The organism is Brevibacterium sp. MGP-B1 (assembly GCF_057766545.1).
On sequence record NZ_CM173407.1, the window covers coordinates 939,656 to 960,604 of the forward strand.

At 65.1% G+C, this 20,949-nt stretch carries 21 protein-coding genes; 10 read left to right on the forward strand and 11 right to left on the reverse strand.

Annotated elements, in window-relative coordinates; all coding sequences use genetic code 11:
- Window positions 1–10 precede the first annotated feature (10 nt).
- The 6 genes from dapE (at window position 11) to AC3CD9_RS04370 (ending at window position 4,902) form a co-directional block, all read left to right on the forward strand.
- A complete protein-coding gene (dapE, locus tag AC3CD9_RS04345; protein ID WP_488366489.1) occupies window positions 11–1,177 on the forward strand; it encodes a succinyl-diaminopimelate desuccinylase in 1,167 nt (388 codons plus the stop codon).
- A gap of 5 nt (window positions 1,178–1,182) precedes the next feature.
- The gene (locus tag AC3CD9_RS04350) at window positions 1,183–2,070 is read left to right on the forward strand and encodes an LOG family protein (RefSeq protein WP_488366490.1); all 888 of its coding nucleotides are present in this window, start codon (window positions 1,183–1,185) and stop codon (window positions 2,068–2,070) included.
- Window positions 2,067–2,966, forward strand: coding sequence for a dihydropteroate synthase (folP, locus tag AC3CD9_RS04355; protein WP_488366491.1), 900 nt, complete (start codon window positions 2,067–2,069; stop codon window positions 2,964–2,966). The genes AC3CD9_RS04350 and folP overlap by 4 nt, the downstream gene beginning before the upstream one ends.
- A 35-nt stretch (window positions 2,967–3,001) precedes the next feature.
- Window positions 3,002–3,337, forward strand: coding sequence for a DivIVA domain-containing protein (locus tag AC3CD9_RS04360; RefSeq protein WP_488366492.1), 336 nt, complete (start codon window positions 3,002–3,004; stop codon window positions 3,335–3,337).
- Window positions 3,334–4,569, forward strand: a complete 1,236-nt coding sequence (locus tag AC3CD9_RS04365) for a hypothetical protein (RefSeq protein WP_488366493.1) — start codon at window positions 3,334–3,336, stop codon at window positions 4,567–4,569. The genes AC3CD9_RS04360 and AC3CD9_RS04365 overlap by 4 nt, the downstream gene beginning before the upstream one ends.
- A 162-nt stretch (window positions 4,570–4,731) precedes the next feature.
- Window positions 4,732–4,902 (forward strand): DUF3117 domain-containing protein, encoded by a 171-nt coding sequence (locus AC3CD9_RS04370; RefSeq protein WP_064485784.1) that lies wholly within the window; start codon window positions 4,732–4,734, stop codon window positions 4,900–4,902.
- A gap of 79 nt (window positions 4,903–4,981) precedes the next feature.
- On the opposite strand, the gene AC3CD9_RS04375 is transcribed toward AC3CD9_RS04370, so the two are convergent.
- Together AC3CD9_RS04375 and AC3CD9_RS04380 are read right to left on the reverse strand one after the other, a co-directional pair.
- Window positions 4,982–5,617 (reverse strand): O-methyltransferase, encoded by a 636-nt coding sequence (locus tag AC3CD9_RS04375; protein WP_410710187.1) that lies wholly within the window; start codon window positions 5,615–5,617, stop codon window positions 4,982–4,984.
- 36 nt (window positions 5,618–5,653) lie between these two features.
- A complete protein-coding gene (locus AC3CD9_RS04380) occupies window positions 5,654–5,986 on the reverse strand; it encodes an MGMT family protein (protein ID WP_488366494.1) in 333 nt (110 codons plus the stop codon).
- An 82-nt stretch (window positions 5,987–6,068) separates the two neighbouring features.
- On the opposite strand from AC3CD9_RS04380, the gene AC3CD9_RS04385 reads away from it, so the two are divergent.
- On the forward strand, window positions 6,069–6,524 hold the full coding sequence (locus AC3CD9_RS04385; protein WP_488366495.1) for a twin-arginine translocase TatA/TatE family subunit: 456 nt from the start codon (window positions 6,069–6,071) through the stop codon (window positions 6,522–6,524).
- 86 nt (window positions 6,525–6,610) lie between these two features.
- On the opposite strand, the gene AC3CD9_RS04390 is transcribed toward AC3CD9_RS04385, so the two are convergent.
- The 4 genes from AC3CD9_RS04390 to AC3CD9_RS04405 all read right to left on the reverse strand — a co-directional run bounded on the left by AC3CD9_RS04390 (window position 6,611) and on the right by AC3CD9_RS04405 (window position 11,053).
- Window positions 6,611–8,032, reverse strand: coding sequence for a polysaccharide deacetylase family protein (locus tag AC3CD9_RS04390; protein WP_488366496.1), 1,422 nt, complete (start codon window positions 8,030–8,032; stop codon window positions 6,611–6,613).
- 4 nt (window positions 8,033–8,036) lie between these two features.
- Window positions 8,037–9,158: an Mrp/NBP35 family ATP-binding protein gene (locus AC3CD9_RS04395; RefSeq protein WP_488366497.1), complete on the reverse strand. Its 1,122-nt coding sequence runs from the start codon at window positions 9,156–9,158 to the stop codon at window positions 8,037–8,039.
- A 69-nt stretch (window positions 9,159–9,227) separates the two neighbouring features.
- Window positions 9,228–9,776 (reverse strand): DUF1003 domain-containing protein, encoded by a 549-nt coding sequence (locus tag AC3CD9_RS04400; RefSeq protein WP_488366498.1) that lies wholly within the window; start codon window positions 9,774–9,776, stop codon window positions 9,228–9,230.
- Between the two features lie 2 nt (window positions 9,777–9,778).
- Window positions 9,779–11,053, reverse strand: a complete 1,275-nt coding sequence (locus AC3CD9_RS04405) for a magnesium transporter MgtE N-terminal domain-containing protein (protein ID WP_101544936.1) — start codon at window positions 11,051–11,053, stop codon at window positions 9,779–9,781.
- Window positions 11,054–11,269: 216 nt separating this feature from the next.
- Between AC3CD9_RS04405 and AC3CD9_RS04410 the strand changes: the two genes are divergently transcribed.
- Window positions 11,270–13,195 (forward strand): calcineurin-like phosphoesterase C-terminal domain-containing protein, encoded by a 1,926-nt coding sequence (locus AC3CD9_RS04410; RefSeq protein ID WP_488366499.1) that lies wholly within the window; start codon window positions 11,270–11,272, stop codon window positions 13,193–13,195.
- 110 nt (window positions 13,196–13,305) lie between these two features.
- On the opposite strand, the gene AC3CD9_RS04415 is transcribed toward AC3CD9_RS04410, so the two are convergent.
- Both AC3CD9_RS04415 and AC3CD9_RS04420 read right to left on the reverse strand, forming a co-directional pair.
- Window positions 13,306–14,397, reverse strand: coding sequence for a P1 family peptidase (locus tag AC3CD9_RS04415; protein WP_488366500.1), 1,092 nt, complete (start codon window positions 14,395–14,397; stop codon window positions 13,306–13,308).
- The gene (locus tag AC3CD9_RS04420; protein WP_488366501.1) at window positions 14,397–15,923 is read right to left on the reverse strand and encodes an aminopeptidase P family protein; all 1,527 of its coding nucleotides are present in this window, start codon (window positions 15,921–15,923) and stop codon (window positions 14,397–14,399) included. Before AC3CD9_RS04420 ends, AC3CD9_RS04415 begins: the two co-directional genes overlap by 1 nt.
- Before the next feature lie 78 nt (window positions 15,924–16,001).
- Here AC3CD9_RS04420 and AC3CD9_RS04425 point away from each other — a divergent pair, with 78 nt between their 5' ends.
- Window positions 16,002–16,859 (forward strand): PHP domain-containing protein, encoded by an 858-nt coding sequence (locus AC3CD9_RS04425; RefSeq protein WP_488366502.1) that lies wholly within the window; start codon window positions 16,002–16,004, stop codon window positions 16,857–16,859.
- Between the two features lie 42 nt (window positions 16,860–16,901).
- Here AC3CD9_RS04425 and AC3CD9_RS04430 read toward each other — a convergent pair whose 3' ends face one another.
- Both AC3CD9_RS04430 and AC3CD9_RS04435 read right to left on the reverse strand, forming a co-directional pair.
- Window positions 16,902–18,047 carry an acyltransferase gene (locus AC3CD9_RS04430; RefSeq protein WP_488366503.1) on the reverse strand — a complete coding sequence of 382 codons (1,146 nt, stop codon included), beginning with the start codon at window positions 18,045–18,047 and terminating at the stop codon, window positions 16,902–16,904.
- 168 nt (window positions 18,048–18,215) lie between these two features.
- Window positions 18,216–19,748: a DEAD/DEAH box helicase gene (locus AC3CD9_RS04435; protein WP_488366504.1), complete on the reverse strand. Its 1,533-nt coding sequence runs from the start codon at window positions 19,746–19,748 to the stop codon at window positions 18,216–18,218.
- A gap of 60 nt (window positions 19,749–19,808) precedes the next feature.
- Between AC3CD9_RS04435 and AC3CD9_RS04440 the strand changes: the two genes are divergently transcribed.
- Complete coding sequence (locus AC3CD9_RS04440; RefSeq protein ID WP_488366506.1) at window positions 19,809–20,441, forward strand: ferritin-like fold-containing protein; 633 nt, start codon at window positions 19,809–19,811, stop codon at window positions 20,439–20,441.
- Window positions 20,442–20,610: 169 nt separating this feature from the next.
- Here AC3CD9_RS04440 and AC3CD9_RS04445 read toward each other — a convergent pair whose 3' ends face one another.
- Window positions 20,611–20,832, reverse strand: a complete 222-nt coding sequence (locus AC3CD9_RS04445) for a DUF3107 domain-containing protein (protein ID WP_139466946.1) — start codon at window positions 20,830–20,832, stop codon at window positions 20,611–20,613.
- Window positions 20,833–20,949 lie beyond the last annotated feature (117 nt).

A 20,949-nucleotide genomic window follows, 5' to 3' on the forward strand; every position in this document is an offset into this window, starting at 1 on the left:
GCTAAGAGACATGACTGTCGATCCATCTGCTGAGACTGATGCCATATTCGCGCCCGCCGGCGACCTCGGCGAGTACCTGTTCGCCGCGGTGGGTGACCCGGCCGAACTCACCGGCCGACTGTGCGCCATCGAATCCGTGTCCGGGAACGAAACCGTCCTGGCCGATGCCGTCGTCGCTGTCCTGGAGAGGATCAGCGCGGGTCCGGGACCGGAGCTGGAGATCCTCCGCGACGGAGACACCGTCATCGCTCGCACGAACCTGGGTCTGGCCGAGCGCATCGTCGTCGCCGGCCACCTCGACACCGTTCCCGTCGAAGACAACCTTCCGCCCGTGCGCACCCACATGTCCGGAGACGAGTACCCCGATGATGAGGTCATCTGGGGACGGGGCGCCTGCGATATGAAGGCCGGAGTGGCGATGCAGCTGTCCACCGCGGCCGCGCTGACCAGTCCCAACCGCGATGTCACCTGGGTCTTCTACGACCATGAGGAGGTCGATGCCTCACTCAACGGACTCGGCCGCGTCTCCCGCAACCATCCTGATTGGCTGGTCGGTGACTTCGCGATCCTCGGCGAACCCTCGAACGCCTCCGTCGAGGGCGGCTGCAACGGAACCATCCGCGTCGACGTCACCACCACCGGAGTCCGCGCTCACTCGGCTCGTGCATTCATGGGTGTCAACGCCATCCACGCCGCCGCCGAGATCCTCACCCGGCTCGCCGAATTCGAGACCGGCACCATCGCGGTCGATGGGCTCGACTATCGCGAATCTCTGTCCGCCGTGAACATCCGCGGGGGAGTCGCCGGCAACGTGGTCCCCGACGAGTGCGTGGTGTCCGTGAACTACCGCTTCGCTCCGAGCAAGTCAGCTGCCGAGGCGGAATCCGTCCTGCGCGAGCTGTTCACCGGTTTCGACCTCGTCGTCACCGATGCCGCCGAGGGGGCCCGCCCCGGACTCGACAGGGCGATCGCCCAGGACTTCATCGACACACTCGGACTGTCCCCGGCACCGAAGCTCGGCTGGACGGATGTGTCCCGATTCAGCGCACTCGGCGTTCCGGCTGTGAATTTCGGTCCCGGCAACCCTCTGTACGCCCATAAGTCGGATGAGCATGTGAGAGTCACCGAGGTGGAGCAGGCCACCGCAACTCTGCGCAGCTATCTTCAGGGCCGGTGAACGAGATGACCAGAGCGACAGACGACGTCGATGGCGAGCTTTCGAGTGCTCCCGGGCGCCATTCTGCCGACGATCCGGCGGACGACCCGATAGGTGACCGGGGAGACGACACAACAGGCCACCCAACAGGCGACCCGGGCTTCTACAGCAAGGGCCCGCTGCGGCTGAGCGGTGACCAGGTGCCGGAGACGACGACGGACCAGCGCCTCCTCGATTCGAAGTCGGGCACCGACTGGGTGCATGAGGACCCGTGGCGTGTCATGCGCATCCAGGCCGAGTTCGTCGAAGGATTCGGCTCGCTGGCCGAGATCGGTCCTGCAGTGTCGATCTTCGGCTCAGCCCGTCTGAAAGCCGACACCCAGGCCTATGCGGACACCCGCGAGATCGCTCGCCGCATCGCCGAGAACGGCAATGCGATCATCACCGGCGGGGGACCCGGAATCATGGAGGCCGGCAACCTCGGTGCCTGTGAGGGCGGGGGAGTGTCCATCGGGCTCGGCATCGAGCTGCCCTTCGAGACCGGACTCAACAAGCATGTCGAACTCGGCGTGAACTTCCGCTACTTCTTCGTCCGCAAGACCATGTTCCTCAAATACTCGCGCGGATTCGTCGTCATGCCCGGCGGCCTGGGCACTCTGGACGAGCTGTTCGAGGCCTTCACCATGGTCCAGACCGGCAAGATCACCTCATTCCCGATCGTGTTGTTCGGGACCGACTACTGGCGCGGGCTCGTCGACTGGATGCAGAACACCCTGCTGGCCGCGGGGACGATCAGCGAAGCGGACATGCACATGTTCACTCTCACCGATGACATCGACGAAGTCGTTGCCGCAATCGGACCGGCACGCGGCCAGGACTCGGTCGTGGCGAATCCTGCGAACGGTCGACCATGAGGGGCGACATCTCATCAGTTCCGGAGGGCGAACGGTTCGATCTCGCCCGTGCCCGGCCCGGAACCCCGGCGATCATGGCCGTGATCAACCGCACCACAGATTCGTTCTACGAATCCGCCGCCACTCTCGAGGAGGCGTCCACGGCGGTGGAGGCGGCCGCCTCGGCGGGTGCTCAGATCGTCGATATCGGGGGAGTGCGCGCCGGCCGCGGACGGGAGATCACCGTGGCCGAGGAGATCGACCGAGTGTGCCCGACCATCGAGGCCGTCGCCAGGTCCCACCCGCACGTGCTCATCAGCGTCGACACCTGGCGTCATGAAGTGGCTGAGGCCGCCTGCCGGGCCGGTGCGGGACTGCTCAACGACACCTGGGCCGGGAGCGACCCGAAGCTCGCCGAGGTGGCCGCCCGACATGATGTCGGCATCGTCTGCTCCCACACAGGGGGATTGGATCCGCGCACCGACGCCCACCGCAACCGCTATGGCCTGCAGGCCGGTGACGTCGTCGATTCCACATTGGCAGGCGTCATCGACCTCGCCGAGGCGGCGCGTGCAGCAGGGGTGCGCGAAGACCGGATCATCATCGATCCCACTCCCGACTTCGGGAAGAACACGTACCACTCGCTTCGTCTGCTGCGTGAACTCGACCGATTCGCCGCCACCGGCTATCCGGTGCTGCTGGCGATCTCACGCAAGGATTTCGTCGGTGAGGCCATCGGTGAGGTCGCCCCGTCGGACCGGCTGTACGGAACGATCGCCGCGACCGCGCTGGCCATCGAGAAGGGAGCGGCGATGATCCGCACCCACGATGTCAGGGCCACTGCCGACGCCATCGACGTGACCGTGGCGATCACCGGCGAAGGGGCTCCGAGACACACCGTGCGCGGACTGCGCTGAGCATTCCGTGCAGGCGCCTATGTGAAAATGGGGGCATGCCTCTGTGGATTGTCATCGGTGTCGCAGCTGCGGTCTTCGTCCTCGTATTCGTCGTCGCAGCGACCTTCAACGTCTTCTCTTCCGAAACCGTCGACGAGGCTGAAGAGAGCTGGACCGGGTTGCCGGCGGAGTTCACCAGCAAGGACCTGGAATCGGTGAGGTTCCGTCCCGCCCTGCGCGGCTACCGGATGGAAGACGTCGACGCTGCCATGGCGATGCTGCGGGTGCGCCTGAGCGAACTCGAAGCCGCAGCCGCCCCCGCCGAGGCGGCACTCCCAACCAGCCCGACAACCGCCCCTGACGGACCGGAAACGGCTGCCGGACCACGATGAGCCGCCCCGCAGACCTCCCCGGAATCACCCTCGCCCCCGAAGTCTTCGACTCCTCCCGTTTCAGCCGCCTCGGCGCACTGTTCATGGCTCTGCCCGTATGGCTGCAGGCCGTGGCAGTGTACTTCGCCTCCCGCGTCGTGAGCATGTCGATCTTCGCCGCAGTCCTCAAACGGCAGGACCCGGCGAACTGGTCGTCGTCGCCGGTGACGACGACGCTCAATGACTTCCTCAATTTCTGGGACGGCGGCTGGTACGGGCGCGTCGCCGATGAGGGCTATCCCCGCATCCTGCCCGTCGACGAATCCGGAGCGGTCGCGGAGAACCAGTGGGCGTTCTATCCGCTGCACCCCTCGATCGTGTCCACTCTGGCCGACCTCACGGGGCTGAGCTACGAGGTCATCTCGCCGATCGTGTCCACGATCGCGGCTGGTCTGGCCTCGATCGTCATCCTCCACCTCTTCCGGAAGTACGTCGATGCCGGTCAGGCGCTGATGGGCCTGGCGCTCGTGATGTTCTTCCCGCCGGCCGCGATCTTCTCCACCGGCTATGCCGAATCACTCACCCTCCTGCTGCAGGCGTCGGCGCTCTTCCTCGTCGTCGAACGCCGCTATCTCACCGCGATCCCGGTCGTCGCCTTCATGGATCTGTCGCGGCCGATCGGTGTGGCGTTCTCGTTCTTCATGCTCTTCCACCTCATCGACCGCTTCCTCCGCCGCCGCAGCGATCCGTATCCGACCGGCGAGGTGATCCGGTCCTGGACCCTGGGTGTGCTCTCCTGCGCAGCGGCCCTCATCCACCCGGTCCATGCCTGGTGGGCAACGGGATCGCTGACGGCCTATACCGACACCGAGGCGGCCTGGCACACCGGCGAGACCACGTTCGTCGTCCAGTGGGTGGCTCGGTCGATCAGCCTCATCGGTCCGCTCGGTCCGGTGCTGCTCGTCATCGTCGTCGCCGGAATGCTCGCGTTGATCTTCTCCCCGGCGGGAGCGCATATGGGCCGGACGCTGCAGCTGTTCTGCCTCGGCTACGGCCTGTACCTGCTCATCTTCTTCAACCCGCAGACCTCCACTCTGCGTCTGCTGCTGCCGTTGTTCCCGCTGGCCCTGACGTTGTCGCTGGTGCGCTCACGAGGCTATCGGGCCGCGATGCTGGTGGCTTATATCCTGCTTCAGATCGTGTGGGTCGCCTACCTGTGGCACTTCACTCCGCCTGCCGATCTGCCGCCGTGACCGTCGGTCGGGCCGCCGTGATCGCCTGCTGATCTGCCGCCGTGACCGTCCGTTGGGCGGGAGAGTTACCGGGAACGCGCGGATCATGGAATAATCGTAGGTACATCATTCGGTCCACCTGGTGTGAACCGTCTTTGAATGACAACGGAAGGAAGAGCCCATATGGCAGCCCAGAAACCCCGCACCGGCGACGGACCTCTGGAAGTGACCGAAGAAGGCCGAAGCATGGTGATGCGGCTTCCAGTCGAAGGCGGAGGCCGTCTGGTGATCGAACTCAGCAGAGATGAAGCCACCGGACTCCACGACACTCTCGCCCAGACGCTGGGGCTCTGAGCCGACGGCCGCGGAACACGGCCGGACGGAGACGCACGAACAGCAGAGACTTACCTGTAAGTCTCTGCTGTTGTCGCATTCACCGGGTCTTCTGCAGCAGCAGCAGCCCTTCTCCGATGGGCAGCAGCACCCGCTCGAGGTGCTCCTGTTCCGCGATGCGGTTGAGCATGCTCCGTGCCGCCTGGGTCCGGGGACTGCGATCGACGGGATCGGCGACGGCGCCCTTGAGCAGAGTCTTGTGGATGACCAGCAGGCCCTGGGCATCGAGCAGTCGGAGCGAGGGCTGGATCATCCTCTCCAGGTTGCCCGGCTCCACGTCGATGAAGACCATGTCATAGGCCGAAGGCGCAAGGCGTTTGAGCACCTCTTCGGCTCGACCGCTCATCAGCCGCAATCGCCCCGGCCGGATTCCGGCCATGTCGACGAGGTCTCGAGCTGCGCTCTGGGTCGTCGAATTCGTGTCGATCGACGTCAGTATCCCGGCGGTCGGCATCCCGCGCAGAAGTGACAGTGTCGACGTTCCCACACCGGTGCCGACCTCGACCGCCGCAACCGGGGTGAGCAGTCGGGCCAGCAGCGTCAGCGTCCTCGCCGTGGTTTGGGACACCGGTGCGATCCCGAACTCATGAGAGTGGGTGCGAGCGGCGTCGAGCAGCGGATCGGGACCGTTGTACTGTTCCGAGAAGGTGAGATCACCTGCATTTTCGCGTGCCAACCGGCCCCTCCCTTCTGGTGCTGAGTTCTCCCAAGTCTAACCGCAATCGGGGTCGGTTCCGTGGCTGCGCCACAGCCGATCGAGTTCATCGAGATCGAGGAACGCCGCGCGTCCGACCCGCTCATGAGAATGCGGTGTGCCCTCCTCTTCCCAGTGGATGCGGGCTCGGGCGAAGATCTCAGGCGGCAGGATCCCGGCCGCGTTGACGACTCGCCACCAAGTGACGTTCGATCCGAATTCACGCATCACCCGTCCGACGTAGCGGGGCGAGCAGTCGGCAACGGCGCCGACTGTCCCATAGGCGACGACGCGCGCCGTGGGCACGAGTTCGATGACGCGCAGCACTCGTTCGACGGCTATCTCGTCCACTGCACCTCCCGGCAGGATCGGGATGTCGAACCTGAGCTGACCATGAGTCGATGCTACCTCCGTGCACGGTAGACTTGAGACCATGTTCGGTATCAACGGCACCGAAATGGTGATTCTGGTCGTTGTGGCGTTGGTCGTCATCGGACCCAAACGCCTGCCCGAATACGCTCAGAAGCTGCGGGACTTCGTGCGGCAGATGCGTCGCATGGCCGAAGGCGCAAAAGACAGCGTCCGACGCGATTTCGGCGACGACTTCAAGGACGTGGACTGGCAGAAGCTCGATCCGCGCCAGTACGATCCCCGCCGCATCGTACGTGAGGCACTCGTCGAAGAGGATGCGGCCATCCGCGAGTCCAAACGTCAGGAGCGGGCCTCTGAGGAATCGTCATCCGCTGAGTCCTCCGGTGCTGCCCTGTCCGCTCAGACCGACACCGAGGCGGCCCCCACCCGAGAGAAGTCACCCATCGAACGATTCCAAGCTCAGATCGACCAGCGCGACCGTTCCGCTGCGGCACCGTTCGACCCCGAAGCCACCTGAGCCACCCTTCGGAAGCCACCTGGGCTTGAGGCCGACGGCGTCTGCTGGGAATGTTGCATTCCCGCCTCCGTGCAAGCGTCAGCCGCTCAGTTCTTCATCACCGCGGGATGCTCGGGATTCGAGCACAGCTCATCGCCGTAGCCGCGGCAGAAGTACGACCCGCCCTTCTTCCACTCGATCCCGGAGAAGAGCTCGCGCACGGTCACTGCGTAGAGGCCCTTGTCCGCCACGGCTGAGAACACCTCCGGAGCCGCCTTCGCGGTCGACGGATGAATGGAATGCATGAGCACGATTGATCCGGGCCGAGTCTGAGACTGCACGCGTCGGACCGTCTTCTTCGCATCTCTGTGCTGCCAATCTCCGGTATCGACGTCCCAGATGATCGCAGGGTCGCCCAGAGCATGTGCTGCGCGTTTGTCGAGGGCACCGTACGGCGGACGGACGAGGGGCTCGTCCTTCACCCCGACCGATCGCAGCGAACTGTCCGTCCGGTCGAGTTCTCTGCGGATCGTCGCCGAGGAGGTCTTGTCCATCTGCACATGCGAAAACGTGTGATCGTCGACTTCATGGCCGGCGGCGATGATGCGCTCGGCCACTTCGGGGTAGGCATCTGTGTTCTTCCCGAGGAAGAAGTATGTCAGTCGGATGTTCGCCTGAGCGGCGGCGTCGAGGATCGTCTGCTCGGTCTTCGCCTCTCCGGGACCGTCGTCATAGGTCAGCGCCACACAGGGCAGCAGCGCGCAGGAGAAGTCGGGGGAGCGCAGATCGATCGGCGGAGGCAGTTCGAGACTGCTGTGCAGCGCCTTCTGGACACGGACGCCGATGGAGGACAGATCGGTGTCGGAGACCGCGTCGTCATTCATCGTCAGCGTGCCGGTGTCATCGGCTCCGACGGCTGCCGGGTCGACCGGTGCGGCGAAGAGCCGGCGGGCATTGACTGTGCTGTCGTGGGCGAGATCGGTCAGCAGCAGCCTTGTCTGCGGATGCGGCGACTGAACATCGACTGCGGTCACGATGAATTTCCCCCCGCTGGCCAACACCCGAGTGCTGATGTCCACAGCACGCGGGTCGACTCGAGACGCAGGAGCGTCATCGATGCTGGTCTGCGCTGGTATGAAAGCCGTCGCCGGCCACCTGTGGACAGGTGCTGTCTGAACGGGGTCGAAGGCAGCACGGTCGGCAAAGCCTCCGGAATCGTCGATCAGGGACAGCACATGTTCTTCGATCGCCGCGTTCAAAGAGGCGGCCGTGGGCAGTCCGAAGGTGTGGACGTCCAGTCGAGGCGTGCGCTCGTCTGAGACGACCGCATAGCTGCGCAGCACCGAGGAGAGAGTGTCCCGGTTCTCGGCGGCGACCGCTCGCTGCGAGGGTTCTGCCGACCGTCCGGGGGTGGGGCCATCTCGAAGCGCAGTGACGACAGCTCCGGCCAAGAGGACGAGGACGGTCAGAGCGCTGAGGCCGGCGAAGACAGAGTAGACGAGGGTGTCACGAGGGGAGAGGGGAGACACTGACTCAGACCGGGCTCAGGCCCAAGGATCTGCCGGACAGACCGCGACTGCGTCGCCGCAGCGAGTCCGCAAGGGTGTCGAAAGCCCTCGCCGCAGGCGAATCGGGACTGCCGAGCACGACCGGGGTGCCCGCGTCCGAGCCTTCCCGCAGACGAGTGTCCAAGGGAATCTGAGCGAGCAGTGGAACCTCACGGTCGAGGGTAGCGGCAAGGTTCTCGGCCACGCTGGCACCTCCGCCGGAGCCGAACACCTCCATCCGGGTGCCGTCGGGCATCTCCATCCACGACATGTTCTCGATGACTCCCGCCAACGTCTGCTTCGTCTGTGTGGCGATGGACCCCGCGCGCTCGGCTACCTGGGCGGCCGCCGACTGCGGTGTGGTGACGACGAGGAGCTCGGATCCGGGCAGCAGCTGGGCCACGGAGATCGCGATATCACCTGTGCCGGGAGGCAGATCGAGCAGCAGCACATCGAGGTCGCCCCAGAACACATCGGTGAGGAACTGCTGCAGAGCGCGATGGAGCATCGGACCGCGCCAGACGACGGCCTGGCTCGGCGGGACGAACATGCCGATGCTCATCACCTTCACGTCGTGGGCGACCTGCGGCAGGATCATCTCATCGACTCGGGTCGGCTTGCCGGAGAGACCGAGCATGCCCGGGATGGAGAAGCCGTAGATATCGGCATCGACGATGCCGACGCGCAGGCCCTTGTCCGCCAGCGACACGGCAAGGTTCGCGGTCACCGACGATTTGCCGACGCCGCCTTTTCCGGACGCGACGGCATAGACCTTCGTCAGCGATTCCGGGCGATTGAAGGGGATATCGCGGGTGCCGGAGCCCTGCAGCTTCTCCTTCATCTCCTTGCGCTGTTCGGGGGTCATCGTGCCCAGAACGACAGCCACCTCGGTGACTCCGTCGACGCCGGCCACCGCAGTCTCGGTGTCTTTGGTGATCGTGTCCTTCAGCGGGCACCCGGCGATCGTGAGGAGAACTGTGACGGTGACCTTGCCGCCTTCTATCACGATCGATTCGACCATATCGAGTTCGACGATGCTGCGGCGGATCTCAGGGTCGATGACCCCGGTCAGCGCCTCTCTCACGGCGTCCTCTGAGGGACCAGTCATGCCCACGTCCTTTCCTTCCCGGAACAGTGCTCCCGGGCCTTCAACACTACCGCTTCGGCGGTCGTCTCGTCATCCGCCTCGAGGGCCGCCTCGGCGCTGCTCGGAGGCCCGGGGGTCGACCTTGCCGGCCTTGTCTTCGTCCTGCCTCTCCTCCTCGAGCTCCTTGAGCAGATCCTTGAGCTCGGAGCGGATGAAGTCACGAGTGGCGACCTCACGCATGGCGATGCGCAACGCAGCCACCTCTCGTGCGAGGTACTCGGTGTCGGCCAGGTTGCGTTCGGCGCGCTGCCGATCATGTTCGAACTCGACGCGGTCCCGGTCGGTGCTGCGGTTCTCCGCGAGCAGGATCAGCGGAGCAGCATACGAGGCCTGCAGGGACAGGATGAGGGTCAACAGCGTGAAGTTGAGCGACCGCGGGTCGAACTGCCACGACTCCGGCAGCAGGGTGTTCCACAGCAGCCACACCGCACAGAACACGGTCATCCCGACGAGGAACGCCGGAGTGCCCATGAACCGGGCGAACGCTTCGGCACCGCGTCCGAAGGTCTCGGGGGAGACGGTGAAGCTGGGCAGTCGGCGCTTGCTCGACCGTGGGATCTCGAAATCATCGACGGCCATATCTACCCCCTGCTGCGATCGTCTCGACCGGTGGTTCGCCAGTCCTCGGGCAACAGCTCGTCGAGGACGTCATCGACGGTGACCACACCGACGAGGCGATCGTTGTCGTCGGTGATCGGCACCGACACCAGATTGTATGCGGCCAGCAGCTTCGCCACCTCGCCGAGCGGAGTCTCCGGCGACAGCGGCTCGACCTCGGTGTCGAGCATGATGCCCACGGCCTCGTGCGGCGGATGACGCAGCATCTCCTGGATGTGGACGAGACCCAGATACTTGCCCGTCGGGGTCTCCACCGGCTGCCTGCAGACGAAGACCGCGGCGGCCAGAGCCGCAGGCAGGTCTTCCCGTCGGACATGGGCCAGCGCCTCGGCGACAGTGGCTTCCGGGGTGAGGATGACCGGTTCGGTCGTCATCAGACCGCCGGCGGTGTCATCGTCGTACGCCAGCAGCGTACGCACATCTTCGGCCTCGTCCGGTTCCATCAGAGTCAGGAATCGCTCGGCCTGTTCATCACTGAGCTCGCCGAGGAGGTCGGCCGCATCGTCTGGAGCCATCTCCTCGAGCACGGTCACGGCTCGTTCGGTCTCGAGCCCAGTGAGGATCTCGATCTGAGTCTCGGCCGGCAGCTCCTCGACGACATCGGCAAGGCGTTCGTCATCGAGGGCTCGGGCCACCTGGAGGCGGCGAGCGGCGTTCATCTCGAAGAGCACATCGGCGAGGTCGGCAGGCTTCGTGTCCTGATAGGCGGCGATGAGCTGGGTGGCTTCCTGATCGACCTCGGAATCCACAGGATGGTCGGCATCCGTCCAGTCGATCTGCTTGGTCTCGCCGCGGCGGCGGAACGCGGCGAAGGCGCTGCGTTCGGGCACACGACGCACGAACAGCCTGGTGACCTCCCAGTCCTTGTTCACCTGCTGTTCGATGCCGACGTCCTCGACGAGCACCGGTGAGTTGTCCTCGCGCAGACGCAGCCGTCGGTCGAGCAGGTCATTCATCACCAGAGTCTCGGATTCACGCTGTTCGAAGCGGCGCATATTCACCAGGCCGGTGGTGATGACCTGCCCGGAATCGATCGCGGTGACCCGGCCCATCGGCACGAATACGCGGCGACGGCCCGGCACTTCGACGACGAGGCCGATGACTCGGGGAAACTGCCGCATCGTCGCACGATAGACGACGACAGCGTCACGGACACGGCCGACCTGATCGCCGAGAGGGTCGAACACGGGGGCGGAGACGAGTCGGGCGACGAAGACTCTTTTCGGTGGACCACTCATGTTCTCAGACTACGTGGTGCATGGAGTTTTCAGTGATCGCCTCCACGAATTGAATCGAGATCACATTCGCGGGCGATGAACGCAGTGGGCGTGGGGTTCCACTCGGCCTCTTTTCCTATTCATCAAGCAGTCCTGCCGGCTTCACCTCGTTGTCGCCCCATCTCCTTAGGGTCGGTTCTCGGCACATTCCGCCACAGTCGAATACAGGAGAAATCCATGCAGACACGACGAATCCACCCCCGCTCCGCCGCTGCCGGCCTCGGAGCCTGCGCCGCACTCGCGCTCTTCGCTCCGCTGCTCTCGCCCACGGCGGCGACAGCGGCGAACGCCCCGGCCGAGATGTACGAAGGCCACGTCCAGGTCGACCGCGGCAAGGCCGCCGACCCGAAGAAGTTCACCGGTCAGGTCTTCGATGACGTGAACGAGAACTCGAAGCTCGACGGCGACGAGAAGGGAGTGGCCGGAGTCGCGGTGTCCAACGGCGTCGACGTCGTCCAGACCGACGGCGAGGGCCGCTACGAGCTGCCCGTGCGGGACAACATGACCGTCTCCATCACCCAGCCTTCCGGCTGGCAGGTTCCCGTCGACGAGGACAAGGTCGCCCAGTTCAGCTACAACCACCTGCCCGAAGGGTCCGGTGACCTCAAGTACGGCGGCATCGAACCGACAGGGGACACGCCGAAGGCCGTGAACTTCCCGATGGTCGAGTCGAAGGCCTCCGCCGCATCGGAGCAGAACTGCCCGATCGCCGCGGACACACAGGGCTATGACAAGACGGAGATGGGCTACGCCCGCGACGGTGCCGTGGGCGACCTCGCTGACCGCAACGACTACGGCGCCTGCGGTGTGCTGCTGCTCGGCGACAACGTCGGCGACGACCTCAGCCTCAACGACGAGCTGCGCGACATCTACTCGCAGACCAATGGACCCGTGCGCGTGGCCCCGGGCAACCACGACCAGGACTACGACGCCGTCGACGACGCTCACGCCCTCGACACGTTCCGCGACCAGTTCGGTCCCTCCTACTTCTCCTACGATGTGGGAAAGACCCACTTCGTCGTCCTCGACAGCATCGAATACGAGGGCAAGGCGAACAAGAAGAAGTACAAGGAGAACATCACCGACGAGCAGCTGACCTGGCTGGCCAACGACTTGAAGAACGTGCCGAAGAACGCGCAGGTCGTCATTGCCACCCACGCGCCGATCCTCACTCACAAGCAGGTCGTCGTCGACAATGCGAAGGACTTCTACGACGTCATCGCCGACTACCCGAACGCTGTGACCGTCGGCGGGCACACGCACACGCAGGAGAACCTCGTGGCCGGTGAGACGCGGAAGGAATGGGCCGAAGCCGGAATCGAGAAGCTGCCGAACACGCAGATCGTCGCCGGTGCCGTCTCCGGCGACTGGTACTCCGGCGGGCTCAACACGGATGGGCTGCCGTACTCGTTCACTCAGGACGGTTCCGAGCCGGGCGTTCTCACCCTCGAATACGACGGTGCTTCACGCAGCGAACGCTACACGGTGCGCAACGAATCCGACGATCACCAGCTGCTGCTCGGTGTGAACTCGCCGGAGTGGCGCGACTGGGCGCAGAAGGCCCAGGACTGGCAGGACGCGGACAAGGCGGGCACTGCTCCGAAGGAGATCTCCGAACGCGTCGTCACCCGTGACGACCTCAAACAGGGCGAGACGTGGCTGACCTCGAGCTTCCTCGCCGGGACCTCGGACGCTCGCGTGGAGGTCAGCTTCGACGGCAAGGCGCCGAAGACCTCCGAGCACACTCAGCCGGGCAAGGGCGAGGCCTTGGCCAAGGGCTGGGAGTACACCGATCCGTACACGGCGTCACAGAATCTGCGCACTTCCGGCAATGTGGGCCAGTCGAGCTCGCACCTGTGGCGGACCGAGATCCCCTCGGACCTCGACCTGGGAACCCACACCGCCGAGGTGACCGGAACCGACCGCTATGGTCGTGACTTCACCGAGTCGGTTCGATTCACCGTGGTCGAGGATGAAGCCGCTGCGAAGACCGAATCGCAGAAGCTGCTGCGTCAGGACGGCTTCGATGCTCAGCAGAAGAAGGAAGTCCGGGATCCGCAGGGTCTCGACTCCGAAGAGGCACAGTCGGCGCGCAATGACTGACAGCTGAAGAAGGAGCAGCAGCTCCGCGCGGCAGTCGGAAGACGCCGCTTGACAGCTGTGGTGAAGAGAGAGCAGCGGGGCCCGCCGAACGGCGGGCCCCGTCTCCATATTCAGAGAGCGTTGAACTCCGAAGTGAAATCCGGTGCGATCTCGCTCAGCGTCGGCGGGTGCCCCCACGAGCCGTCGACGGGTGTCGCCGAAACATGAGCGTCGAGGATCGCCAAGCTCAGCGCATCGGCCGCCGCCGCGGAGATCATCACGAGCTCTCGGGTGGCGGCGTCACGGTCGGAGGGCAGATCCTGGGCTCCGGTGGCGACGCCGAAGACCGTATCGCCGTCGAAGAGGGTGTGCGAAGGCTGCACAGCTCGGGAGATGCCGGCATGCGCACCCGATGCCATCCGCGTGGTCTGCGCCGTATCGAGTCGTGCGTCGGTTGCGACGATCGCAATCGTCGTGTTCTTCGCTGCAGTCCCCGGGTCTGCCGGAGGAGTGGCGGGGAGATTCAGCACCTTCGGCAGATCGAGACCGGTCGAGCGCAGCAGAGGGTCCAACCACAGACCGCCCGACGGCGTGCCGATCGTTCCCAGCGAATTCGCCACGACGAGTGCCGCGACCGTGGTTCCGCTGGGCAGCCGGACGGCATAGGATCCGAGCCCTCCGCGCACGCTCTGGAACCCGGACCGGGCTCCGACACCTGCCCCGATGCTGCCTCGGACCTCGTCTGTCCGTCCGGACAGCGCCGCTCGTGTCGCCTCGGCGCCTTCGTCGGGTCTCGGCGGTGTCACGGAACCGTTTCCGCGGCCGAGGTCGAAGATCGCGGCGGCGGGAACGATCGGAATGACCGCATCGGCAAGTCCGGGAGCAGGGAATCCGAGTCCCGCCTCGGCGAGCGTGTCGACGACTCCGGAGACGGCCCCCAGCCCGAATGCGGATCCGCCGGTGAGGACGATGGCATCGGCGCCGTAGGAATGTGTTCCCGGCGCGATGACATCGGTCTCACGGGTGGCGGGACCGCCCCCGCGGACGTCGACGCCGATGGTCGAACCACTCGGCGGCAGCACGGTGGTGATCCCGGTCAGCCGGGTGTCGGTGAGCTCACCTGCATGGCCGAGGCGGATACCGGGGATTTCGAGGATTCCGCGCCCGCGGAACGGGCCGGGTCGTGCCTCGTGGCCCGAACCGCGAGCGGTATCCGAGGTCATCAGCGGTCCTGGGCCCGCCCCTGCACCCAGGCCTCGATCTCGGCGCGGGTGCGGGGGAAGTCGGCCGAGAGATTCTCCACTCCGTCGGCGGTGACGAGGACGTCGTCCTCGATGCGGACACCGTTGCCGCGGAACTCCTCGGGCAGGAGCAGGTCGTCGGACTTGAAGTACAGTCCGGGTTCGATGGTGAAGACCATTCCCGGTTCGATGGTGGCGTCCAAGTACATCTCCGCTCTCGCCTGCGCACAGTCATGGACGTCGAGGCCGAGGTGATGACTGGTGCCGTGGACCATCCACCGGCGGTGCTGCTGCCCTTCCGGTGACAGCGAAACGGCTGCGGAGACCGGAAGCACGCCGAACTCTTCGAGACGCTTCGCGATGACCTCCATGGCCGCCTCGTGGACCTCACGGAACTTCACAGGCCGGTGGGGGTGCTCAGCGGCCACGGCGAATGCGGCATCGGAGGCGTCGAGCACGGCATCGTAGATCTTCGCCTGCACCGGAGTGAAGGTGCCCGAAACGGGCAGGGTGCGGGTGATGTCCGCGGTGTAGAGCGAATCGGCTTCGGCTCCGGCATCGACGAGGATGAGGTCACCGTCCCGGACCTGACCGTCATTGCGGATCCAGTGCAGGGTGCAGGCATTGTTGCCCGAGGCGGCGATCGTGTCGTAGCCGACTCCGTTGCCGTCGGAGCGAGCGGCGGTCTCGAACGCGGTCTCGACGACACGCTCACCACGACGGTGTCCGAGTGCCTTCGGCAGTGCTGCCACCACGTTGTCGAAACCGGCGCGGGTGATGGCGACGGCTTCGCGCAGCTGCGCGATCTCGTGGTCGTCCTTGATCAGGCGCAGCTCGGAGAGCAGCTGGGCGAGTTCGGCGTCTCCGGCCTCGGACGTCTCGAGATCGGCCTGGACCTGGGTGCGAGCCAGATCGATGACTCCGTCGATGCGGACGTCGGCCTGTCGGACGAGGCGCACCGAGATGGCCCCGAGATCCTTTGTGATGGCGTCATCGACGGTGGCGGAGCTCTCCGTTGCGATGCCGGTCATGGTGGACATCGCTTCGAGATCGGCACGCGGTCCGACCCAGTACTCTCCGTAGCGGGAATCGGAGAAGAACTCCTCCGTATCGGCACCGGCGCGGGGACGGAAGTACAGCGTCACATCGTGGCCGTCGCCCTCAGGTTCGAAGACGAGCACGGCGTCGGGTTCGGAATCGGCTTCCAGACCCGTGAGGTGGATGAACGAGGAATGAGCGCGGAAGCGATAATCGGTGTCGTTCGAGCGGACCTTGAGTCCGCCGGCGGGAACGACGAGCCGTTCGCCGGGGAACGCCGCCGAGACCGCGTCCCGACGGGCCGGGGTGAAACCGGCGGCGGCGAGAGCCTCGGCGTTGAGGGGAGTGCGATCCCAACCGGAGGCGACGAAGTCGCGGAAGGCTGCGGAGTTCGGGCGATGCGAGCGGTTGTTGACGCGGTCTGCGAGGTCCTGAGTCGAGTCTGGGGTATCTGAGTTCTGCTCTGTCATGCCGCCAGTCTAGACGGGCGGAGTGACATGGTGTGTACAGGTGGAAGTCGGAACGACAGATGCAGATAGACTGTGACCATGGTCATCGATCTCCATGTGCACACCGCGTTTTCGGACGGGACCCAGACCCCGTCCGAACTCATCTCAGAAGCCTCGATGGAGGGCATCGACGTCGTCGGACTCACCGACCACGACACCACCGCAGGATGGACCCTTGCCGAAGATGCCGCCCGCGTCTACGGGCTCGGCCTGGTGAGGGGAATGGAGATCTCCTGTCGCTACGAGGGGATCAGCGTGCACCTGCTCTCCTACCTCCACGACCCGTACGATACGGGTCTGGCCGAGGTCGTGCAGGAGACGAGGCGGGCGAGACTCGACCGCACCCACCTCATCATCGAACGACTGGCCGAAGACTATCCGATCGACATGGATGCGGTGCTCTCCGTCTCGGGCGAGGACGCTACGATCGGACGTCCGCATATCGCCGATGCGTTGGTCGCAGCCGGCGTCGTCGAGTCCCGCACCGAAGCGTTCTCGTCGATTCTGTGCAGCCAGGGAAAATACCATGTATCCCTGCCGACGATCGATCCGATCACCGCGATCGGGCTGATTCGGGAGGCCGGGGGAGTCTCGGTCTTCGCTCATCCGCGCGCGGCCATGCGCGGTCGGGTCGTACCCGATTCGGCGATGACCGAATTCATCGCCGCCGGTCTCGACGGACTCGAGGTCGACCATAGGGACAACCCTCCGCAGGAGCGAGAGGCGATGCGACGTCTGGCGCATGAGCACGACCTCATCGTCACCGGCTCCAGCGATTACCACGGCACGGGCAAACCCAACCGCCTCGGCGAGCACGTCACCTCCGACCATATGCTCGCAAAGCTGCTCGAGCGTGCGGCTTCACGGCCGGGTGGTGTCGACTACATCCAGGGCTGAGCCCGACTCCGAGCTGTGCCAGTCTTCATCTGGGGGCTGAGGTCAGCCGAGGATTCGGCGCAGATGGAGCTTTCCCCAGGCGAAGCTCAGCGCGTACGACAGAGCCGCCATGAGCGCGAGCAGTCCCACATACTGGATGACGAGCAGGACCGGTGTCGCATCGACGTCGAAGAGACGCTCGAAGAAGAGTTCGAGGAAGAACACGTGGACGAGGAATGCACCGAATGATGCCGTCGCCATCGTCGTGAAGACCTTCTTGGCCCGCTCGCCGAGGCGGATGCGCGAGACGAGCAGGATGACGCTGACCGCGAGTCCGACGATGAGCGGGTTCGCGTTCTCGATCGGATAGGACCGTCGCGACTCCCACCACAGCACACCGAGCGCCGACACCGCGAAGAGCAGACACAGCGTCCAGATCGGCGGACGCAGCTCATGTGCGTGCTGGATGACGAAGGCCCCGACGACGAAGTACACGACCTGATATGTCGCGAAACCCCACTTCCACGCGTCCTGGTCGGAGCCGATGATCTCGAGGGCGAACGGTGCCCACACGGTCGATCCTGCGAGGACGAGAGCGAGAGCCGCGAGCTTCCACGGTCGCTGTCCCTTCCAGAACAGGACGAGCGCGCCGAAGACGAGGATGAGCGGAATGTACGCGTAGAGATACCACAGGTGGAAAGCCGGGCGACCGGCCTCGAGGAAGCTGCGGACGAGGTCATGGCGGACATCGACTTCATCGGTGTCGAAGAGGTTGAAGCCGAGCACGAAGATGACCGACCAGGCGGCCAGCGGGACGACATGGCGGACGATGCGGTCCCACATCTTCGCTTCGGTGCGCGGAGATGCACCGGCGAGCACGGCCCAGCCGGCGATCATGAAGAACATCGGCACGGCCCACGGATTGACCGCCTCGGCGAGGTGGCCGAGCCACCAAGCATCGCTGCCCTCGTCGGATCGGCCGATGAGGACGCCGCCCGAATGGCCGATCATGACCGTGAGCCCGGCGAGCACTCGCATGACATCGACGTCGTAGCGGTGCGCCTTCGGATTCTTCGGCTTCGCGGCCGGGGCAGGCTCCGTCGTCGGCTTTCCGGCTCGGGCAGGTCCTGCCGTCGGCTCCGCGGGGGAGAGGTCGACCCGGGTGGGAGCTGCGGGGGACTCGTCGTCCAACCGGCGTGAACCGAACAATGACTCACTCTCGTTCGTACTCGATGACATGGCGTCCGAACATCATCGGTCACAGAATTGAACGGGATCAGGGGTCGAATTGAACACAGGATGAACGACGGGCCCCGACCGGGTGGTCGGGGCCCGTCGTGCAGACGGTGCGGGGCATCGGTCTCGCCCGCGGAGAGGTCAGTCCTCGCTGGAGTCGGTGGCCGGGTGACCGCCCTGGCCCGCCTGGTCACCCTGCGCGCGGTTGACCGGCTTGCCGCCGCGGGTGCGGCGACGTGAGCGCTGGCGGCGAGGCTTGCGGCTCTCCTCGCCGGATGCGGACGAGGCGTCACGACGATCGGATGAGCCGCCTCGGCGAGATTCCGAACGGCCACGGCCGGAACCGCGACGATCGGACCCACGGCCCTTGCGCTCACCGGTGGACTTCTCGTCCTCGCCTTCGGGGTGCTGGCGCGGCAGCCGGCCCTTGGTGCCCTTCGGGATGCCGAGGTCGGAGAAGAAGTGCGGGGACGTCGAATAGGTTTCTACTGGTTCGTCGAAATCGAGTCCGAGGGCTTTGTTGATGAGACGCCAGCGGGGCATGTCATCCCAGTCGACCAGGGTCATGGCGACACCGGAGTTGCCGGCTCGACCGGTGCGTCCGATGCGATGGACGTAGGTCTTCTCATCCTCGGGGCACTGATAGTTCACGACATGGGTGACATCGTCGATGTCGATTCCGCGGGCCGCGACATCGGTGGCCACGAGCACGTCGACCTTTCCGTCGCGGAAGGACTTCAGAGCCTTCTCGCGCTGTGACTGACCGAGATCGCCGTGGAGAGCCTTGACCGCGAAACCGCGATCCTCGAGTTCGGCGGCGAGCTTGTCGGCGGTGCGCTTGGTGCGGGTGAAGATGATCGTGCGACCACGGCCCTCGGCCCGGAGCATACGGGCGACGAGCTCGGATTTGTCCATCGAATGGGCGCGGTAGACGAACTGTGTGGTGTTCTTCCCCGTCAGCGAGAGGTCCTCATGGTCCTGCGCACGGATGTGAGTTGGCTGGTTCATGTAGCGGCGGGCCAGGGTGATGACCGCTCCCGGCATGGTCGCGGAGAACAGCATCGTCTGCCGGTGGGCGGGCACCGCGTTGATGATCTTCTCGACATCGGGCAGGAAGCCGAGGTCGAGCATCTCATCGGCTTCGTCGAGGACGACGGTGCGGACGCGGTGGAGTTTGAGGATCTTGCGGCCGTAGAGATCGAGGAGGCGGCCGGGAGTGCCGACGACGACGTCGACGCCGGACTTGAGCCGGTTGATCTGCGGATCGAAGTCCATGCCGCCGTAGATGGTCATGATGTCGATGTCACGCTGCACCGAGGCGGTGACGAGATCGGCTGCGACCTGCTTGGCCAGCTCACGGGTGGGAACGACAACGAGGGCCTGCGGCAGCCGTGGCTCCTTGGCATCGCCCACGCTGTCGGGTGTCGAGCCGGGGTCGGAGGTGACCGACGAGTCCTCGGTCTTGCCTACGACTCGCTGGAGCAGGGGGATTCCGAATCCCAGGGTCTTTCCAGTGCCCGTCTTGGCCTGCCCGATGATGTCGGCTCCCGACAGTGCCACGGGCAGTGTCAGCGCCTGAATGGGGAAGGGGTGGGTGATTCCTGCCGAGGCCAGCGAGGCCACGATCGGTCCGGCGACTCCCAGGTCCGCGAAATCCGCTTCTGTCTCCGCCATATTCCAAACTCCTTTTAGCGCGTACGCGCTTGTCATGGTGCGAACCGGTAGTCTTGAACTATGCCCGATTCTGTCCCATTGGCCGGTAATGATGCTGCAACGCTCGCACTTCTGGCGTTCGGCGAGCTGACCGGTTTCGAACGTATGGCCACAAACGCGACGACCGCAGCGGATCTGGATGACAAGGTCATCCTGGCGCGGCTGGCCTCTCAGTCATTCGCGAACTTCGATCAGCTCTCACAGCACATCGATCAGATGGGCCAGGATGTGATCGAGCTCTGTCAGCATTTCGAACCGACCTTCAGCACTCTGGCTGAAAGGACTCGTCCTCGCGACTGGTACGAAAGCCTCATGAAGGGATTCGTCTTCGACGGAATCATGAATGATTTCTACCGCACGGCGGTGGACGAACTCGCGGAGCCCGGATACAGCCTGGCTATTGCAATTCTCGATGATACACGTGCCAGCGAATATGCGCGCAATCGTCTGACATCCGAAGTGGCCGTCGACACACAGCTGGCCTCGCGGCTGGCTCTATGGGGCCGCAAGCTCGTCGCCGAGACCCTGGGGCGGGCACGCAGTCTGCTCACCGATCCGTTCCTCGGCCTCGACGAAGATCTCGTCGTCGAGCTGATCCCGGCGGTGACGTCGAATCACTCGAAGCGGATGTCGGCGCTCGGTCTCGTCGCCTGATCCCACGAGGGACGCCTGGTTCGGCAGCGGACCACTATTTCGTGTCTGCATGACGATCCTGCGGCGGATCGTGCGACGGACTCGCGATCCCGCGAGGGACGCACGGTTCTGCCGCGAACGCGGATGGGCCCCGGTCATTGCGACCGGGACCCATCTGCTCAGGCGCAGCTCAGGCGCTGAAGCCCACGCGACGTGAAGTCTCGGCACCGATTTCGAGGTAGCCGAGCGAGGCGGAGGGAACGTAGACCTGACGGCCCTTCGTGTCGGTGAAGGTCAGCAGTCCATCGGACTGGATCTTCTCTTCGACGCGGGCGGCGAGCGCCTTCGCATCTTCGTCCGTTTCGAGGGTGATCTCGCGTTGAGTCTGCTTGACGCCGATCTTGATTTCCATGGTGCTCCTTGTGCCGATGCTCGGTGATCGATGACGGATTGGACTGTGTTCAGCTTAACGTCCGCTGGCTCGGGTTTCTTCCCCGTGGATTCCGCTGAAGGCTGAGCGGCCGGTGGA

What these genes read in the sequence shown, in the direction of transcription:
- dapE (WP_488366489.1), top strand. Translation starts at nt 11, where the DNA reads ATGACTGTCGATCCATCTGCTGAGACTGATGCCATATTCGCGCCCGCC.
- AC3CD9_RS04350 (WP_488366490.1), top strand. Translation starts at nt 1,183, where the DNA reads ATGACCAGAGCGACAGACGACGTCGATGGCGAGCTTTCGAGTGCTCCC.
- folP (WP_488366491.1), top strand. Translation starts at nt 2,067, where the DNA reads ATGAGGGGCGACATCTCATCAGTTCCGGAGGGCGAACGGTTCGATCTC.
- AC3CD9_RS04360 (WP_488366492.1), top strand. Translation starts at nt 3,002, where the DNA reads ATGCCTCTGTGGATTGTCATCGGTGTCGCAGCTGCGGTCTTCGTCCTC.
- AC3CD9_RS04365 (WP_488366493.1), top strand. Translation starts at nt 3,334, where the DNA reads ATGAGCCGCCCCGCAGACCTCCCCGGAATCACCCTCGCCCCCGAAGTC.
- AC3CD9_RS04370 (WP_064485784.1), top strand. Translation starts at nt 4,732, where the DNA reads ATGGCAGCCCAGAAACCCCGCACCGGCGACGGACCTCTGGAAGTGACC.
- AC3CD9_RS04385 (WP_488366495.1), top strand. Translation starts at nt 6,069, where the DNA reads ATGTTCGGTATCAACGGCACCGAAATGGTGATTCTGGTCGTTGTGGCG.
- AC3CD9_RS04395 (WP_488366497.1), bottom strand. Translation starts at nt 9,158, where the DNA reads ATGACTGGTCCCTCAGAGGACGCCGTGAGAGAGGCGCTGACCGGGGTC.
- AC3CD9_RS04400 (WP_488366498.1), bottom strand. Translation starts at nt 9,776, where the DNA reads ATGGCCGTCGATGATTTCGAGATCCCACGGTCGAGCAAGCGCCGACTG.
- AC3CD9_RS04405 (WP_101544936.1), bottom strand. Translation starts at nt 11,053, where the DNA reads ATGAGTGGTCCACCGAAAAGAGTCTTCGTCGCCCGACTCGTCTCCGCC.
- AC3CD9_RS04410 (WP_488366499.1), top strand. Translation starts at nt 11,270, where the DNA reads ATGCAGACACGACGAATCCACCCCCGCTCCGCCGCTGCCGGCCTCGGA.
- AC3CD9_RS04415 (WP_488366500.1), bottom strand. Translation starts at nt 14,397, where the DNA reads ATGACCTCGGATACCGCTCGCGGTTCGGGCCACGAGGCACGACCCGGC.
- AC3CD9_RS04420 (WP_488366501.1), bottom strand. Translation starts at nt 15,923, where the DNA reads ATGACAGAGCAGAACTCAGATACCCCAGACTCGACTCAGGACCTCGCA.
- AC3CD9_RS04425 (WP_488366502.1), top strand. Translation starts at nt 16,002, where the DNA reads ATGGTCATCGATCTCCATGTGCACACCGCGTTTTCGGACGGGACCCAG.
- AC3CD9_RS04435 (WP_488366504.1), bottom strand. Translation starts at nt 19,748, where the DNA reads ATGGCGGAGACAGAAGCGGATTTCGCGGACCTGGGAGTCGCCGGACCG.
- AC3CD9_RS04440 (WP_488366506.1), top strand. Translation starts at nt 19,809, where the DNA reads ATGCCCGATTCTGTCCCATTGGCCGGTAATGATGCTGCAACGCTCGCA.
- AC3CD9_RS04445 (WP_139466946.1), bottom strand. Translation starts at nt 20,832, where the DNA reads ATGGAAATCAAGATCGGCGTCAAGCAGACTCAACGCGAGATCACCCTC.